The sequence below is a fragment of the Marinovum sp. J2-8 genome, assembly GCF_055808435.1.
On record NZ_JBVVRZ010000004.1, the window covers coordinates 81098 to 96584 of the forward strand.

Consider the following 15487-nt stretch of genomic DNA (forward strand, 5'->3'; position numbering starts at 1 on the left):
AACCAAATAGCGTATAATGTCATTTTGAATATCCGCAAAGCCATGTCAAACAGGATCATCAATGTCGGGAGAGTGATATGAAAACCCAGGTCGCAATCGTTGGGGGCGGGCCATCCGGGCTTTTGCTGGCGCAGCTTCTGCACAAGCGGGGGATCGACAGCGTGGTTCTGGAGCGCAAGACAAAGGACTATGTCCTTGGGCGCATCCGCGCAGGTGTTCTGGAACGCGGGCTGGTGAGCCTGATGGAAGAAGCCGGTTGCGCCGATCGCCTGCATGCCGAGGGCATTCCCCATGATGGCACGCTTGTGTCTTATGGCGACGAGATGTTTCGCATTGATTTCACCGAACATACCGGCACCCCGGTCATGGTCTATGGCCAGACCGAGGTGACGCGCGACCTGTATGAAGCGCGCGAAAAGGCCGACGGCAAGATCGTGTTCAACGTAGAAGACGTGGTGATCGACGGTGCCGACACCGACACGCCGCATGTCTATTACACCGTTGACGGCGCGGCGCATCGTTTGGATTGCGATTTCGTTGCCGGTTGTGACGGGTTTCACGGTGTCAGCCGCCAGACCATCCCGCTGGATGTGCGGAAGGAATACGAAAAACTCTATCCCTTTGGCTGGCTCGGCATCCTGTCGGAAACGCCGCCGGTCAATCACGAACTGATCTATGCGAATTCGCCCCGTGGGTTTGCGCTTTGCTCAATGCGAAACCAGAACCTCAGCCGGTATTACATCCAATGCTCGCTAAGCGACAAACCAGAAGACTGGACCGACGAAGCGTTCTGGCAAGAGCTCAAGCGCCGCATCCCCTCTGCCCAGGCGGACAAGCTGGTCACCGGGCCGAGCATCGAAAAATCCATTGCGCCGCTGCGGTCCTTTGTGACCGAACCGATGCGCTGGGGGCGGCTGTTCCTCTGTGGTGATGCGGCGCATATCGTGCCGCCGACCGGTGCCAAGGGTCTGAACACCGCCGCCTCTGACGTGCATTATCTCTATAACGGTCTGTGCGAGTATTACGAAAACGGCAGCAGCAAAGGCATTGATACCTATTCAGAAAAGGCGCTGGCCCGCGTCTGGAAAGCGGAACGGTTCAGCTGGTGGTTCTCGTCCTTGATGCACACCTATCCGCATCAATCCGAATTCGACCTGAAAATGCAGGTCGCCGAGATCGAATTCCTGCGGTCGAATACCGCCGCACAAAAGGCGATGGCGGAAAATTATGTCGGATTGCCCTATTGATGCGGGCCGTGAATGCAAATGGGGTGACATTGCATGTGCAAGAGGCAGGCGATCCCAAAGGCGCGCCGGTTCTGTTTGCCAATTCGCTGGGCACCGACCTGCGGCTCTGGGATGCCTTGATCCCCCTGCTTCCCGACGGCTTGCGCCTGATCCGGTTTGACAAACGCGGTCATGGGCTGTCGGAATGTCCGACCGGGCCTTATGCCATCGACGACCTGACCCGCGATGCCGAGGCGCTGATCACGGCGCTGGACTGCGGGCCGGTGACCTTTGTCGGCCTGTCCATCGGCGGCATGATCGCCCAGAATCTGGCGGCACGCCGTCCCGATCTGCTGCGCGCATTGGTTCTGTCCAACACGGCCGCGAAACTGGGCGACGCCACATCCTGGAATGATCGCATTGCCGCCATTGCGACCAATGGCCTGCCCGCGCTGGAGGCCGCGATCCTCGACCGGTGGTTCGGCCCCCGCTTTCGCGCCAGCAAGGACGCCACCCTTTGGGGCAACATGCTGACCCGCACGCCAGAGGCCGGATATCTTGGTTGCTGCGCCGCGATTGCCGCCACCGATTTGACCGACACAACCCGCGCCCTGCGTCTGCCTACGCTGGTCATCGCAGGCAGCCATGATGGCGCCAGCCCACCCGACCTTGTCGCCGCCACCGCCGCGCTGATCCCCGGCGCGGCGTTCCATGTGATTGATGGTGCGGGCCACCTGCCCTGCGTCGAAGATCCCGCAGCCTATGCTGCCATCCTGAACCCGTTTCTGAAGGAGCACGCCGATGTCTGAGCGATTTGAAAAAGGCATGGCCACGCGCCGGTCGGTTCTGGGCGACGCGCATGTCGACCGCGCCGAGGCCAACAAGACCACATTCGATGAACCCTTTCAGTCGATGATCACCGAAGGTGCTTGGGGCACGCTTTGGGCGGATGACGCCATAACCAAACGGGAAAGGTCGATGCTCACCCTGTCGCTTCTGGCGGCCACCGGCAATTTCGAAGAAATCCCGATGCATGTTCGTGCCACCGCCAACACTGGCGCCAGCCCGCAGGACGTGCTGCAATCCTTCATGCATGTGGCGGTCTACGCCGGCGTGCCGCGCGCCAACCATGCGATCAAACTTGCGAAACAGACCTTTGCAGAGATGGGAGTTCCCGTATGAGCCATCCGAAAACACCAACAGCGGGCGGCTTCATCCCGCGCGACCGTGATTGGCAACCCGACGCGCTGACACCCCGCTACAAGACCAGCGTGCGGCGCAGCCCCCAATCCGCGCTGCTGTCGTTTCCATCGACACTCAGCGAAGAGACCTCGCCCATCTTTGGCCACGCCATGCTTGGCGCGTTGGACAATGATCTGATCCTGAACTACGCCCAACCCGGCGAAAGCGCGATTGGCCCACGCATCATCGTGCATGGCCGGGTGCTGGATGAAAACGGTCGCGGCGTGCCGGGGGCCCTGGTCGAGTTCTGGCAGGCCAATGCAGGTGGGCGCTATCGCCACAAGAAAGAAAGCTACCTCGCCGCGCTTGATCCCAATTTTGGCGGCTGCGGGCGCACGATCACGGCGGAAGACGGATCATATGAGTTCCGCACCATCTATCCCGGCCCCTACCCCTGGCCCAACGGCATGAACGACTGGCGCCCGGCGCATATCCATTTCTCGCTTTTTGGCCATGGATTTGCACAGCGCCTGATCACCCAGATGTATTTCGAGGGCGACCCCCACATCCCGCTCTGTCCGATCCTGAGCACCGTCAAATCACAGGCGGCGGTGGATGCGCTGACCGCCCTGCTCGACATGAACCGCACGGTGCCGATGGACAGCCGCGCCTTCAAATTCGACATGGTGCTGCGCGGGCGTCGCCAAACCTATTTCGAGAACCGCAAGGAAGGGCTATGACGATGCGCTGCAATAGTGGAAACTGGTTCTGCGGTCCGATCCGCGACACGCGAGGAATGTGATATGCAAAAGCTCGACTATTTGCGCGAAAGCCCCAGCCAGACCGCGGGCCCCTATGTCCATATCGGCTGCACCCCCAATTTCACCGGCATCGACATCTACGGCGGCGATCTTGGCACCTCGATGAAGACCGGCCCGGTTCAGGGCGAGGAGATCACGGTCAAGGGCACGGTGTTCGATGGTACCGGCACGCCGCTGCGGGATGCGATGATCGAAATCTGGCAACCGGATGCGGCGGGCCTTTTCCCCTCGGCCAATGAAACGCGCGGCACGGCTGATCCCAATTTCACCGGCTGGGGCCGGTCGCCCGGCGATATGGTGACCGGCGAATTCACCTTCGAAACGGTCAAACCCGGCGCGGTCCCCTTTCCCGACGGGCGGATGCAGGCCCCCCACATCACGGCCTGGGTCGTGGCGCGGGGCATCAATATCGGCCTGCACACCCGCATCTATTTCGAAGACGAAGACGCGGCGAATGCCGCCGATCCCGTCCTGGCCCGCGTCGAACACCAGAACCGGTTGCCGACATTGCTGGCCCGAAAAGAGGCCGACGGCGTCTATCGTTTCGACATTCACCTGCAAGGGCCGAATGAAACCATCTTCTTTGATGTATAAGGCTTTCCCATGACCAAACCCTGCATCATCTGCGTCGCCATCACCGGATCAGTGGCCACCAAGGACAACAACCCCGCCGTGCCGATCACCATCGCGGAACAGATCGAAAGCACGCAAGAGGCGTTCGAAGCCGGGGCCGCCATCGTGCATGCCCATGTGCGCGATGATGCGGGCAAGCCGACCTCGGACACCGACCGCTTTGCGCGGCTCAAGGAAGGGCTGGAAAAGCATTGTCCCGGCATGATCATCCAGTTTTCGACCGGCGGCAGGTCCGGTTCGGGCAAGGAACGCGCCGGGGCTTTGCCTGTCCGCCCGGACATGGCATCCATTTCGGTCGGCTCGTGCAATTTCCCGACCCGGGTCTATGAAAATTCCCCGGATCTGGTCGACTGGCTGGCGGGCGAGATGCGCGAGCATGACATCCTGCCCGAGATCGAGGCCTTTGATCTCAGCCACATCCATCAGGCGGTCGCAATGCACAGGGACGGGCGGTTGCCGCGCAAGCTTTATGTGCAATTCGTCATGGGCGTGAAAAACGCAATGCCGGTCGACCGCGACGTGTTCGACTATTACGTACGCACCATGCAGCGGTTGGCACCAGAGGCCGAATGGTGCGCCGCCGGCATCGGCCGCCATCAGATCGAGGTCAACGAATGGAGCATCGCCGCCGGCGGTCATACCCGCACCGGGCTTGAGGACAACGTGCGCATTGATCGCGACACGCTGGCGCCCTCGAACGCGGCATTGGTCCAGCGCGCAGCGGCACTTTGCGAAAAATACGAAAGACCGGTCGCAACCTGGCAACAGGCGCGTGACATCCTCGGTCTGCGACCGCTGGCGGTCTAGGGCCGCCGGGACACCCCCGACCCTGCGGCACGATCCCCCGCAGCCAACCGGCGCGCCGATCACCGTGTGACTGCTCACATTGTAACTGATTACAGTGTGGCAGATCACAGTGTAACTGCGCGCGCCGCTGTGCCCTCATGCGCTTGGGCGCGGCGGTCAGACAAGTGTCCCCGGCCCACCGGCGATGGAATGGTGGCCTTGAAACTGCGTCACGCCCTCATAGCCGAAGTTCCGGCCAATGCCGGATTTCTTAAATCCGCCGAACGGCCCATTGTTGTCCATCGCTGACGGCCCATGTGCATTGACAAAGGTATAACCCGCCTCGATCCGACGTGACAGCGCGACCGCACGGTCGCTATCGGCGGTCCAAACCGACGAGGCGAGGCCGAATTGGTCATCATTTGCCATGGCGATGGCCGCATCCTCAGTGTCAAAAGGCACAAGCGGCAGGATGGGACCAAACTGCTCTTGGCGCACGACGGACAGTGCGGGATCGGCGTTAAACACCAAAACTGGCCGCTGAAAGAATTCATCCCGATAAAGCGCCGGATCGGGCACCTGCCCCAGCTCCTGCACATCCTGCCCGGCGGCGCGCGCCTCGGCGATCATGTCGGTCACCACCCTGAGCTGTTTGGCATTGTTCATCGGCCCCATCGTGGTGTCGGGCAACAAGCCATCGCCAATCACCTGGGCATCCACCGCCGCGCGCAATCCTTCGGCCACTTCTTCGAAACGCGACCTGTGCACATACAGGCGTTTCAGCGCGTAACAGATCTGACCGGTCGACATGAAAGCCGCGCGGTAGAGACGTTGAAACACATCACCCGTCAGGTCGGCGTCATGACAGACAATCCCGGCGTCATTGCCGCCAAGCTCCAGCGTGACCGGCGTGATATTGTCCGCCGCCACTTTCATCACATGCCGCCCGACTTCAACCGAGCCGGTGAAATTCACATAGCGCACCAGCGGATGACCGATGATGGCATCCCCGATCCGGCTGGCCGATCCCGTGACGATATTCACCACTCCGGGCGGCAGCATCTCGGCAATGCGGTGCAACGTCATGGCCGGGGCAAGGGCCGAATTGGCCGAGGGTTTGACCACAACCGTATTGCCCGCCATCAGCGCCTGCGGCAGCTTCGCCCCAAGGATCGCCAGCGGCCAGTTCCAGGGCACCACCAATGCCGCAACACCGCGCGGTTGACGGGTGATGATGGTGTCGTTTGGCGCGGCGCTGATCACCTCGTCCTGCGCCAGACGGCTGGCATAGCCCGCACATTGCAGAAAACGCTCGCCAAGGCGGCTGATCTCCAGATGCGTTTCGCGCAGGATCTTGCCATGTTCACGGGTGAACAGACGCGCGCGGCTGTCGACCTCTTTCATGTCCTGGGTGATCGCGGCGGCAACCTTGCGCAGCATGTCTGCCCGCGCGTCATAGCCAAGCGCAGCCCAGGCGGGAAAGGCCCGATGGGCGGCCTGCATCGCGCGCTCGACATCCTGCGGCGTGCCCGCCGCCGCCCGACCAACCAGTTCGGCGGGGCGTGCGGGGTTGTGGATCGCATAGGTTCCCCCATCTGATGCGGGCCGCGCGGCACCATCAATGAAAAGCTGCGTTTCGACGATATCGGTCATGGGACGCCTTTCTTAGCGCATCGCGTTGGGCAGGAATGTCGCGATTTCCGGGATGTTGAGGATCAAGATACCGCCCAGCACCATCGCGATGAGATAGGGCAGCACCCCAAGGAAGATCGACAGCAACGGGATTTCCGGCGCCACCGATTTGACCACAAAGACGTTCATGCCAATCGGCGGGGAAATCAGCCCCAGCTCGATCACGATAATCACCAAAATGCCGAACCAGATCAGGTCCACCCCCAGTGACGACAGCGACGGCAGGAACACCGGGATGATCAAAAGCAGAATGCCGATGGATTCAAACACCATGCCAAGCAACACACAGATCGCACAGATCATCAACACCAGCCCCGTCGGACCCAACCCCCAGCCCAGCACAAGCGCTTGCAGGTCATAGGGCATGCCGGTCAGATTGACGAATTGCGCCAGGATCAGCGCCGAAAAGACAATGGCAAAGATCATCGCCGTGGTGGTGACCGTCTCTTGAAACACCCCCCAGAGGCTCTCGCGATCCAGGAAGTGCCCGCGAAACACCCCGAACACAAAGGCCCCGGCACAGCCCACGGCGGCGGCTTCGGTCGGGGTAAAGATCCCGACATAGATCCCGCCCAGAACCACGCTGAATAGAAGGATCACCGGCCAGGTGGAATAGGAGGCGCGCAGCGTGTCACGCAACGACATGGCCACACCTTTGGGGCCGAAATCAGGGCGCAGGCCGGTGACGATCACAACGGCCGCCATGAACAGAACGATCAACAGGATACCGGGCAGGATGCCCGCGATGAACAACAGGCCGATGTCCTCACCCGCGACAATCCCGTAGATTGCCAGCGGCACAGAGGGCGGGATCATGATCCCCAGCGTGCCACCGGCGGCGATGGTGCCTGCGGCGAAACCCTCGTTGTATTTGAATTCGCGCATGGGCGGCACGGCCACGCGGGTCATGGTGGCCGCCGTGGCCAGGGACGATCCGCACACCGCCGCAAAGCCCGCACAGGACAGCACCCCCGACAGCGCCAGCCCACCCCGGAACCGGCCCAGCCAGGCATAAGAGGCCGCAAAAAGATCGCGACTGATGCCCGAACGATGGATGAACGCCCCCATCAGCACAAAAAGCGGGATGATCGACAGGCTGTAATTCAACGAGGTTTCCACGATCCACTGCGAAGACACCGACAGCGCGGCGCTCATCCCGCGCAGATACATCAATCCAAAAAACCCCACCGCAAGCGTGGCAAAGGCCAGCGGCACGCCGATAAAGGCCAGAAACAGCAAAATGCCAAAGCCGGTCAGTGCAAGTTCCATAAGTCAGCTCAATTCGTTGGATTGCGGGTCGTCGGATTGCGGGGAATGTGGCGGGGACTTGCGCGGGTCTTCACGCATCGCGGCAAAGGCCGCGACAATGGCCAGCGCCGCGAGACCGGCCATCGCCGCGATGATCCAGATCATCGGCAGGCGCAGCACAATGCTGTTTTCCGGGTAATGGGTCAGATCCCAGACCCGCCAGACCAGAATGCCCGCAACGCCCACCGTCCCGACCAAGGTCATCACGTCGAAAATGCCACGATAGCCCCGGCGAAAATGTTTCAGCAACAAGGGCTCGAACAGGGACACGTTCACATGGCCCCGGTCGCGGGTCACCGCGAACATGCCGCCAAAGACGACGACCCCCAAAAGCATCTGGATCATCTCGGCCGACCCGAAAACCGGGCTGTTGAAGAAATAGCGCAGGATCACTTCGGCGCAGGTGATCACAACCATTGCGACAAGCGCCATTGCGCCCAGAATGATCGTGGCTTTGCGAATGAACCGCATGGTGCCCCCTCCCGGTGTGTGGAATTTTCCGGGCCAGCCGGAACACGGCGGCCCGGAAACCGATGGTCAGTCGCCCGATTTGGCGGCCACAGCCGCGCGGGCCGCTTCGACAACCGCCCGACCGTCAATGCCATAGCGCGACTGGATGTCTTCGGCCCATTTGGCCTCGACCCCTGCTGCGGCGTCGCGCATTGCGGCCAAAAGCTCCGCCTCGATCGGGGCAAATGTCACGCCCATCGCTTCCAGCTGGCTGCGTGCTGCTGCGTCGGCGGTGTTGGTCGCCTCTCCCAGCCGGGTGGCAAGCGCCAGCCCCGACAGATCCGTGATCGCCGCGCGGTGATCGTCCGACAGGCGGTCCCAGGCGCGTTGGTTGAAGAAGATCGAGAAATTCGCCGATTGCAGCGCCGGCGACATGTCAACGCAGGACTGGGTATAAGGCGCGACACCAAAGGACACGATGGTTTCCATCGACAGGCCAAGATGGGCGTCAACGGTATTGCGCGAGGCCAGTTCCTGCACCTGAACCGCAGGAGAGGCCGTGATCGCCAGATCCATCGCCGCCAGCGTATCGGCAATCGTGCCGGGCAAAGCCCAGACGCGGCGCTCCCGCAGCTCTTCCAGCGTGGTGATCGGCGTATCGGTGACCGAACACAGGAACGTCGGCCCCAGATGGAAGCCCGACACCATCTCGACGCCGCGCAGCACCTCTGCCTCGGCAAAGGTGTCGACGTAGGACTGCCAGAAGACCTCGGATGCGGCGGCACTGTCACCCAGGCTGATGAACGGCATCTGCGTGACCATCGTGCCGGGGGCAGAATGCGCAAGGAACCCGTTGAAGATAAACCCGCCATCGGCCACGCCGTTGCGCACCGCATCAACCACACCCGGCGGCGGCGAAACAGATTGCGCGGGAAAGGTGATGCGCACCGCGCCATCGGTCGCTTCGGCGATGTCATCGGACCAGGCCTGAAACACCGGCCAGACAAAATGTGTCTTCGGAAAGAAGATATTGAAACTCAGTTCGGTTTCGGCCGCAACTGGCGCTGCGAATGCGGTGGTGGCCAGCGTTGCGGCGGCACAAAATGTGCGAATGGTCATGAATGTCCTCCCTGAATGTGGCCGAGTGGCCAGTGGACAGACGTTACCCGGCCCCAGCGATAAGCATCAGTGATGTTTTTGAAATCGCGATTGATCCCGGTTATCGCTCAAAGCGATGTCACGCGCCGCCGAATACACATTGCCAGCGCGTCGGCAGCAGGGGTCAGGGGGTGCCCCGCCCGCGACATCAACGAAATCCTGAGCGGGGCGATCTCTTCTCGGATCGGGATCGGTGCGATGTTCCAGCTTCGTCTGACCCCGTCCATCAACAGCGCCGGAAAGGTACAGACCGCGCCCAGACTTTCGACCAGCGACAATGCCCCGAAGTAGGATTTCGGAGGTGGTCAAAGCCATCGGCGGCGTCAGACCGTGATCCACAAAAGGTTGGCGAAAAATATCCCCCGGACCGGTCGGCGCGCCGATCATGATCCATTGCGCTTCGGCCAACTCGCCCAGGGATCGTGCCTTCAGCAGCGGTGAGCTGTCCGAGGTCACCACCTGAATTGGCGTGTCGATCAGATGCTCGATCGTCAGCTCACGTGTCATGCCAATTGGCGGTTCGGGACCGATCAAAAGGTCGATACGCCCCTCGCGCAGCGGCTTTATGGCGCCCGGAAACAGGCCGCTCGACAGGCGGACCTCGATATTGGGATGGGTTTTGCGAAACAGCGTCAGGGCGCGGGGCATGATCCGCATCGCCGCCAGCGGCGACAGACAGACATTGACCGCCCCCACCTGTTCGCCGCGCAATTGCGCGACCTCTTCGTCCAGACGTTCGATTTCCGACGCAATCGTGCGCGCCCGCACCAGAATACGCTCGCCGATCTCTGTCAGCTCGACCCCGCGAGAGGTGCGCGAGAACACCGAAACCCCAAGCTCCTGCTCGGCCTGGCGCAGGGATTGCGTCAGCGCAGGCTGGGATTTGTCGAGATGCTTGGCCGCGGCCCGCAGGCTGCCGTGCTCTGCGATTGCGACCAGAACTTGAATGTGTTGCGGCTTCATAGCGATCAGAAAGACTTATACATAGCGCTTTTTCAAGACTTTTCATGATCACAGGGCCCCGCCTAGGGTGCGGCGAACCCAAAAGGAGCCGATCATGCAGAAACTGACCTATGCCGTCACGGGTGTCGCAAGCGGTATCGGTGCCGAACTGGCGCGCATTCTCAGGGCGCAGGGCCATGCGGTGATCGGCTTCGATATTCATGAAACCCGCGACACCGTCGACCGGTTCATCGCCTTGGATCTGGACGACCCCGACAGCATAGCCGAGGCCGCCGCCGCCGTTGACACCCCGCTGGACGGCTTGTGCAACAATGCGGGTCTGCCGCCGCGCACCGGGCTGGAAAAGGCGATCCTTCAGGTGAATTTCCTTGGCACACGCGCCTTTACCCAGGCCATGCTGCCGCATCTGCAAAAGGGCGGCTCTATCGTCAATATGGCCAGCCGCGCGGGCCACGGCTGGCGCGACGGGGTGGACCAGGTCAAGCGCCTTGCCAGCCTGACCCGGCGCGACCAGCTTGCCAGTTTCATCAAATCCGAAGGGATCGACGCCACCCGCTGCTACAATCTCTCGAAAGAGGCGATGATCCTGTGGACCGTGTCCGAGACCGAGGCGATGGTGCAACGCGATCTGCGCGTCAACTCGCTCAGCCCCGGCGGCATCGCCACCGGCATCCTTGGTGATTTTCAAAAGGCTTTTGGCGCGCAAATGGCCAGAAACGTCGCACGCGCCGGACGCCCCGGCACGCCCGCCGAAATCGCGGAAATCGCCGCATTCCTGCTGTCGCCGACATCGAACTGGATCAAGGGCACCGATATTGCCATCGACGGGGGCATGGGGGCCTTTAACATGACCGATGTCATGGCGCTTGATGTGCTGCGTCTACCGACGAACAAGGGCGCCGCATGACCCCCTGTGACCCACTGTGCGACCTGTCCAAGGCGCGCGGCTACGGTTTGCGCGGCCCGGCGCGGGGGCACACAGATCGGTGGCACGGGGCGAAACCAACTTTGAACGCGCCTTAAAACCTATCGTTCGTCAAAGGCTTGGCGGGATTTGCGAATATCGTCGTGGTGTGTCGCCGCCCAGTCCACCAGCAACTTGAGCGGCCCCAGCACCCCCTGCCCCAGCTCGGTCAGCTCGTAATGCACCGCAACCGGCGGGCCGGCATCGACCGTCCGGGTCAGATATCCGTCGCGTTCAAGACTGCGCAGGTTTTCGGTCAAAACCCGCTGCGTGATGTCGCCAACAGCGCGCCGCAACGCGCCAAACCGCAGCGATCCATCTTCGAGCGCCAGCACAATCAGAACCTGCCACTTGCCTGTCACTTTCGACAGCACCTGTCGTATCGGGCAAAGCTCGGCCTGTTCTTTCGTCAACGCGGTTACCTGAAGCATACCTGGTTCCTAAATAGTGCGTAATTGATACTTGGTGCGGTTTTGATACCACTGACACCACATTCAATCAACTGAGTTGAAAGGACCAGATCATGACCCCCACAGAAATCGCGCTGAACGCCGTTTCCGCAATTTTCATCAACTTCGATCCGCAAGCCGCCAAAGAGCTGCTTGCCCCCGATTACATCCAGCACAATGTTGCCGTTCCGACCGGCGCGGCCCCGGTGATCGGCTTCATTCCGGCGTTGCAGGACAGCGGGATCAAGGTCACCACCCACCGTGTGATCAGCGAAGGCGATTATGTCGTGCTGCACAACACCTATGACAATGCCCAGGCATTTGGGGCCGAAACCCTGGTGGCGTTTGACGTGTTCCGGGTCGCGGATGGCAAGGTCGCCGAACATTGGGACAATCTGACGCCGGTCGCCGCGCCCAACCCCTCGGGCCACAGCCAGGTCGATGGCACAACCGCAATCACCGACACGGACGCCACCCAGGCAAACAAGGCCCTCGTCACCGACTTCGTGCAAACCATCCTGATGGCGGGCGACACCGACCGGGTGACGGATTTCATTTCGACCGACACCTATATCCAGCACAACAGCCTGATCGGCGACGGTCTGACCGGTCTGGGTGCGGCGCTGGCGGCCATGGCGGAACAAGGTGTGTCGATGGTCTATACCGATCTTCACATCGTGGTCGCCGAGGGCAATTTTGTCTTCACCGCATCCAAAGGCACCCTGGGCGATGCGCCGACCGCGTTCTTTGACCTGTTCCGCGTCGAAGCGGGCCGCATCGTCGAGCATTGGGATGTCGTTTCCACGATCCCCGAAGAGATGGCGCACGACAACGGCAAATTCTAAGCCCCACAGAGATCAAGACAGCGGCGGGTCAAACCGTCGCTGCCCCCCACCTCAAGACCCCTCAGGATCGCGGCCTATGACCTGCCCGCATCGCGTGGCGGCCCGGTCATTTGCCCGCAGCCACCTGCAATTCCGCGCGTGCGGCTTCGATATTGCCGATCGCATTGCGCAGGTGGTCGATCAAGGCCGCCGATGCGGTGGCCCCGTCCCGTGCCTGCAAGGCGTCAACGATGCGCTGGTGTTTCGCCATCTGCTGCTTGCGGTTGGGCCGCCGCTGGGATGAGACGAAGCGCGCCCGCCACAGACGCGTGTTGTATTGCTGATGCGTCTCGATCAACGGGGGATTATGGGCCGCCGCCACGATGGCGCGGTGAAATTCCATATCAATCTCGAACCGTCGAAGGCCGTCATCCTGTTCCGCCAGGTCGATCATTTCATCCTGAAGCGATGCGATATGCGACAGCTCGGCGTCGGTGGCGTTCCGGCAGGCCTGTTCGCCGGCCAGCCCCTCCAATGCGCCCTGGATCATCAGCCAATGTGACAGGGTTTCTATCGACGGATCTGCCACCCGCAGGCGGCCGTCGACATAATCAACAAGGCCTTCCACCTCCAACAGCCGAATCGCATCGCGCACCGGCGTGCGGCTGGTGCCCAGAAGCTCGGACAATTCGCGCTCGTTCATGGGCAACCCTGCCGGAAGCTTTTCCAGCAGGATCAATTCGCGCAGTTTATCAGCCGATTGCTCGGCAAGGCTTTTGGGCCGTTCGGCGGCAAGACTGCCACCAATAAGATCTTTCAAGGACATTACCAACTGACCCTCCTATTGAACCTTTTGCCGCAATCGACCCGCAAGCGCCATGCCAAAGCTTATTTCAAATCATCCGGCAACAGCGCCGGTGACAGGTTTTTCCCAATTATCATGCTCACTTTCCCCACTTCAGGACCAACGGGTCCAAGGGTTTCAACAGGTCGATCATCCGTTGCCGGATGGCCGGGTGCAGGGCCGGGATCGGGTGGCGGCAGAACTCTGATCCGATCACCCCGCCCTCGACCATCGCGGCCTTGCAGCTTTGCCAGCCGCACTGCCGGTTTTCGTGGTTGATCGCCATCGCCACGCGGCCATAGGCCTCGGTCGACCCGGCGATGTCGCCGGCGTGGTATTTGGTGATCACCGGCTTGATCTGGTCGACGATCATGCCACTGGTCATCGAACCCGTCGCCCCGGCATCCAGATCGGCCAGAAGCGTGATCGCCTCTTCACCGTCAAACGGTGCTTCGATGGCGTCCCCGCCTTCGGCGATCAGCGCACGCAATTTACCCGCAGCGCGCGGGCATTCGATCTTGAACAGCCGCACTTCCTCGATGTCCTGCGCCATGCGCACCAACAAAGGCACCGAAAGCTCCACGCCCGACATCGGCGCATCCTGCACCATGATCGGAATGCCGACCGCGCCCACCGCCGCGAATTGCTGAAACGTCTGCTCCGGCGTGCCGCGCAGGGTCGCCCCGTGATAGGGCGGCATCATCATCACCGCATTCGCGCCCAGATCCTTGGCAAAGCGCGCGCGTTCCACCGCAATCGGCGTCGCATAATGGCTGATCGTCACGATCACCGGCACGCGCCCCGCCACATGTTCCAGCGACAGACGCGTCAGCACCTCGCGTTCCTGATCGGAAATCAGGAACTGCTCGGAGAAGTTCGCCAGAATACAGATCCCATCCGCGCCCTGATCAATGAGGCAATCAAGCGCACGTTTCATACCACCGAGGTCGAGCGTGCCATCGTCGTTGAACGGCGTGGGCGCGACGGGCCAGATACCAGACCAGCTCATTCCGTGATCTCGAAATGCTGGAGGTGCTTGTCAGAAATCGTGATCCCCAGACCCGGCTTGTCGTCATCCAGTTGCAGGAAACCATCAACCGCCTCCGGGTCGCCTTCGAAGATGTAATAAAACAGCTCATTGCCGACCTCGACATCGAAGACCGGGAAATATTCGCTGATCGGGCAATTCGCATTGGCCATGGTCAGGTGATAGTTATGGACCTGCCCGGCATGCGGGATCACGGGGATCTGGGCCGCCTCGGCAATGGCGTTGATCTTCTGGGCTGCGGTGATGCCGCCGACGCGGTTGGTGTCATATTGCAGGACACTGACGGCTTTCTTGCGGATCAGATCGGCGCAGCCGATGATCGAAAATTCATGCTCGCCACCCGAAATCGGCACGATGTTCATCGCGTTCAACTCGGCATAGCCTTCGACATCATCCGCAATCACCGGCTCTTCCAGCCAGCGCGGCTCATACTTGGCCAGCTTCGGCAGCATCCGCTTGGCGTAATCCAGGTTCCAGCCCATGTAGCATTCAAGCATCAGGTCGTTGTCGTAGCCGATCACCTCGCGCAGGGCCTCCACGCGTTTCAGGTTTTCGCGCATGCCCATCATGCCGTCCTTGGGGCCATAGCCGAATCGCGATTTATAGGCGGTATAGCCATTCTTCATCGCTTCTGCGGCCTCGGCCTGCATGTCTTCGACCGATGCGGCATAGAGCTTGGAGTAATAGACCGGAATCTTTTCCTTGGTGCGCCCGCCCAGCAGTTTGAACACCGGCTTGCCGACCAATTTGCCCATCAGATCCCAGATCGCGATGTCGATGGCGCTGATCGCGGTCATGCCAATGCCCTTGCGGCCCCAGGCATGGGTGCGGCGGTACATCTTTTCCCAGATATATGCGTAGTCAAAGGGATCTTCGCCCACCACCAGCGGCGCATACCAATCGTCGATCGCCTTTTTCACCACGGTCGGGGCCAGTGCGGCGTTGCCGATACCGATGGTGCCGTCTTCGGTCTCGACCTCGACCGTCAGCCACTGGTGAAACCGGAACGATGCCATCGCATCGCCCTTCATCCACAGCGCATCGGATGCATTGGTACAGAAGTTCCCCGAAGGCGGGACCGTGGGCCCGGTCCAATTCCAGACTCGGGTGCGGATTGATTTAATTTTCGTCATGTTGCT

17 protein-coding genes are annotated in these 15487 nt (G+C 61.2%); 8 read left to right on the top strand and 9 right to left on the bottom strand.

Annotated features, from left to right (window positions below):
• Positions 1-77 precede the first annotated feature (77 nt).
• The 6 genes from pobA to AC0L4F_RS13340 all read left to right on the top strand — a co-directional run bounded on the left by pobA (position 78) and on the right by AC0L4F_RS13340 (position 4669).
• On the top strand, positions 78-1247 hold the full coding sequence (gene pobA, locus AC0L4F_RS13315; protein WP_244689015.1) for a 4-hydroxybenzoate 3-monooxygenase: 1170 nt from the start codon (positions 78-80) through the stop codon (positions 1245-1247).
• A complete protein-coding gene (pcaD, locus tag AC0L4F_RS13320; protein ID WP_244689016.1) occupies positions 1247-2035 on the top strand; it encodes a 3-oxoadipate enol-lactonase in 789 nt (262 codons plus the stop codon). Before pobA ends, pcaD begins: the two co-directional genes overlap by 1 nt.
• Positions 2028-2408: a 4-carboxymuconolactone decarboxylase gene (pcaC, locus tag AC0L4F_RS13325; RefSeq protein ID WP_244689017.1), complete on the top strand. Its 381-nt coding sequence runs from the start codon at positions 2028-2030 to the stop codon at positions 2406-2408. Before pcaD ends, pcaC begins: the two co-directional genes overlap by 8 nt.
• Entirely contained in the window at positions 2405-3148 is a 744-nt protein-coding gene (pcaH, locus tag AC0L4F_RS13330) for a protocatechuate 3,4-dioxygenase subunit beta (protein WP_244689018.1), read from the top strand. Before pcaC ends, pcaH begins: the two co-directional genes overlap by 4 nt.
• A gap of 63 nt (positions 3149-3211) precedes the next feature.
• Positions 3212-3823, top strand: a complete 612-nt coding sequence (gene pcaG / locus AC0L4F_RS13335) for a protocatechuate 3,4-dioxygenase subunit alpha (RefSeq protein WP_244689019.1) — start codon at positions 3212-3214, stop codon at positions 3821-3823.
• Between the two features lie 9 nt (positions 3824-3832).
• A complete protein-coding gene (locus AC0L4F_RS13340) occupies positions 3833-4669 on the top strand; it encodes a 3-oxoadipate:acetyl-CoA acetyltransferase (RefSeq protein WP_244689020.1) in 837 nt (278 codons plus the stop codon).
• 156 nt (positions 4670-4825) lie between these two features.
• Here AC0L4F_RS13340 and AC0L4F_RS13345 read toward each other — a convergent pair whose 3' ends face one another.
• The 5 genes from AC0L4F_RS13345 to AC0L4F_RS13365 form a co-directional block, all read right to left on the bottom strand.
• Positions 4826-6301 carry an aldehyde dehydrogenase family protein gene (locus AC0L4F_RS13345; RefSeq protein ID WP_244689021.1) on the bottom strand — a complete coding sequence of 492 codons (1476 nt, stop codon included), beginning with the start codon at positions 6299-6301 and terminating at the stop codon, positions 4826-4828.
• 12 nt (positions 6302-6313) lie between these two features.
• Positions 6314-7609: a TRAP transporter large permease gene (locus AC0L4F_RS13350; RefSeq protein ID WP_244689022.1), complete on the bottom strand. Its 1296-nt coding sequence runs from the start codon at positions 7607-7609 to the stop codon at positions 6314-6316.
• 3 nt (positions 7610-7612) lie between these two features.
• Entirely contained in the window at positions 7613-8119 is a 507-nt protein-coding gene (locus AC0L4F_RS13355) for a TRAP transporter small permease (RefSeq protein ID WP_244689023.1), read from the bottom strand.
• Between the two features lie 66 nt (positions 8120-8185).
• Positions 8186-9217: a TRAP transporter substrate-binding protein DctP gene (gene dctP, locus AC0L4F_RS13360; protein ID WP_244689024.1), complete on the bottom strand. Its 1032-nt coding sequence runs from the start codon at positions 9215-9217 to the stop codon at positions 8186-8188.
• 66 nt (positions 9218-9283) lie between these two features.
• Entirely contained in the window at positions 9284-10219 is a 936-nt protein-coding gene (locus tag AC0L4F_RS13365; protein WP_244689025.1) for a LysR family transcriptional regulator, read from the bottom strand.
• Positions 10220-10313: 94 nt separating this feature from the next.
• On the opposite strand from AC0L4F_RS13365, the gene AC0L4F_RS13370 reads away from it, so the two are divergent.
• Positions 10314-11126, top strand: a complete 813-nt coding sequence (locus AC0L4F_RS13370) for a coniferyl-alcohol dehydrogenase (RefSeq protein ID WP_244689026.1) — start codon at positions 10314-10316, stop codon at positions 11124-11126.
• Positions 11127-11245: 119 nt separating this feature from the next.
• Here the strand turns inward: AC0L4F_RS13370 and AC0L4F_RS13375 are convergent, their stop codons facing one another.
• Positions 11246-11614, bottom strand: a complete 369-nt coding sequence (locus tag AC0L4F_RS13375; protein ID WP_244689027.1) for a winged helix-turn-helix transcriptional regulator — start codon at positions 11612-11614, stop codon at positions 11246-11248.
• A 92-nt stretch (positions 11615-11706) separates the two neighbouring features.
• Between AC0L4F_RS13375 and AC0L4F_RS13380 the strand changes: the two genes are divergently transcribed.
• Positions 11707-12477 carry a nuclear transport factor 2 family protein gene (locus tag AC0L4F_RS13380; RefSeq protein WP_244689028.1) on the top strand — a complete coding sequence of 257 codons (771 nt, stop codon included), beginning with the start codon at positions 11707-11709 and terminating at the stop codon, positions 12475-12477.
• A 106-nt stretch (positions 12478-12583) separates the two neighbouring features.
• On the opposite strand, the gene AC0L4F_RS13385 is transcribed toward AC0L4F_RS13380, so the two are convergent.
• The 3 genes from AC0L4F_RS13385 to AC0L4F_RS13395 all read right to left on the bottom strand — a co-directional run bounded on the left by AC0L4F_RS13385 (position 12584) and on the right by AC0L4F_RS13395 (position 15481).
• Positions 12584-13282, bottom strand: a complete 699-nt coding sequence (locus tag AC0L4F_RS13385; RefSeq protein WP_244689029.1) for a GntR family transcriptional regulator — start codon at positions 13280-13282, stop codon at positions 12584-12586.
• 118 nt (positions 13283-13400) lie between these two features.
• On the bottom strand, positions 13401-14309 hold the full coding sequence (locus AC0L4F_RS13390; RefSeq protein ID WP_244689030.1) for a dihydrodipicolinate synthase family protein: 909 nt from the start codon (positions 14307-14309) through the stop codon (positions 13401-13403).
• Positions 14306-15481 carry an L-rhamnonate dehydratase gene (locus tag AC0L4F_RS13395; RefSeq protein WP_244689031.1) on the bottom strand — a complete coding sequence of 392 codons (1176 nt, stop codon included), beginning with the start codon at positions 15479-15481 and terminating at the stop codon, positions 14306-14308. The genes AC0L4F_RS13390 and AC0L4F_RS13395 overlap by 4 nt, the downstream gene beginning before the upstream one ends.
• Positions 15482-15487 lie beyond the last annotated feature (6 nt).

Coding starts and splice junctions, on each gene's coding strand:
- AC0L4F_RS13395 (WP_244689031.1), bottom strand. CDS start 15,481: ATGACGAAAATTAAATCAATCCGCACCCGAGTCTGGAATTGGACCGGG.
- AC0L4F_RS13390 (WP_244689030.1), bottom strand. CDS start 14,309: ATGAGCTGGTCTGGTATCTGGCCCGTCGCGCCCACGCCGTTCAACGAC.
- AC0L4F_RS13355 (WP_244689023.1), bottom strand. CDS start 8,119: ATGCGGTTCATTCGCAAAGCCACGATCATTCTGGGCGCAATGGCGCTT.
- AC0L4F_RS13350 (WP_244689022.1), bottom strand. CDS start 7,609: ATGGAACTTGCACTGACCGGCTTTGGCATTTTGCTGTTTCTGGCCTTT.
- dctP (WP_244689024.1), bottom strand. CDS start 9,217: ATGACCATTCGCACATTTTGTGCCGCCGCAACGCTGGCCACCACCGCA.
- AC0L4F_RS13370 (WP_244689026.1), top strand. CDS start 10,314: ATGCAGAAACTGACCTATGCCGTCACGGGTGTCGCAAGCGGTATCGGT.
- pcaH (WP_244689018.1), top strand. CDS start 2,405: ATGAGCCATCCGAAAACACCAACAGCGGGCGGCTTCATCCCGCGCGAC.
- AC0L4F_RS13380 (WP_244689028.1), top strand. CDS start 11,707: ATGACCCCCACAGAAATCGCGCTGAACGCCGTTTCCGCAATTTTCATC.
- pcaD (WP_244689016.1), top strand. CDS start 1,247: ATGCGGGCCGTGAATGCAAATGGGGTGACATTGCATGTGCAAGAGGCA.
- pcaC (WP_244689017.1), top strand. CDS start 2,028: ATGTCTGAGCGATTTGAAAAAGGCATGGCCACGCGCCGGTCGGTTCTG.
- pobA (WP_244689015.1), top strand. CDS start 78: ATGAAAACCCAGGTCGCAATCGTTGGGGGCGGGCCATCCGGGCTTTTG.
- AC0L4F_RS13340 (WP_244689020.1), top strand. CDS start 3,833: ATGACCAAACCCTGCATCATCTGCGTCGCCATCACCGGATCAGTGGCC.
- AC0L4F_RS13385 (WP_244689029.1), bottom strand. CDS start 13,282: ATGTCCTTGAAAGATCTTATTGGTGGCAGTCTTGCCGCCGAACGGCCC.
- AC0L4F_RS13365 (WP_244689025.1), bottom strand. CDS start 10,219: ATGAAGCCGCAACACATTCAAGTTCTGGTCGCAATCGCAGAGCACGGC.
- AC0L4F_RS13375 (WP_244689027.1), bottom strand. CDS start 11,614: ATGCTTCAGGTAACCGCGTTGACGAAAGAACAGGCCGAGCTTTGCCCG.
- pcaG (WP_244689019.1), top strand. CDS start 3,212: ATGCAAAAGCTCGACTATTTGCGCGAAAGCCCCAGCCAGACCGCGGGC.
- AC0L4F_RS13345 (WP_244689021.1), bottom strand. CDS start 6,301: ATGACCGATATCGTCGAAACGCAGCTTTTCATTGATGGTGCCGCGCGG.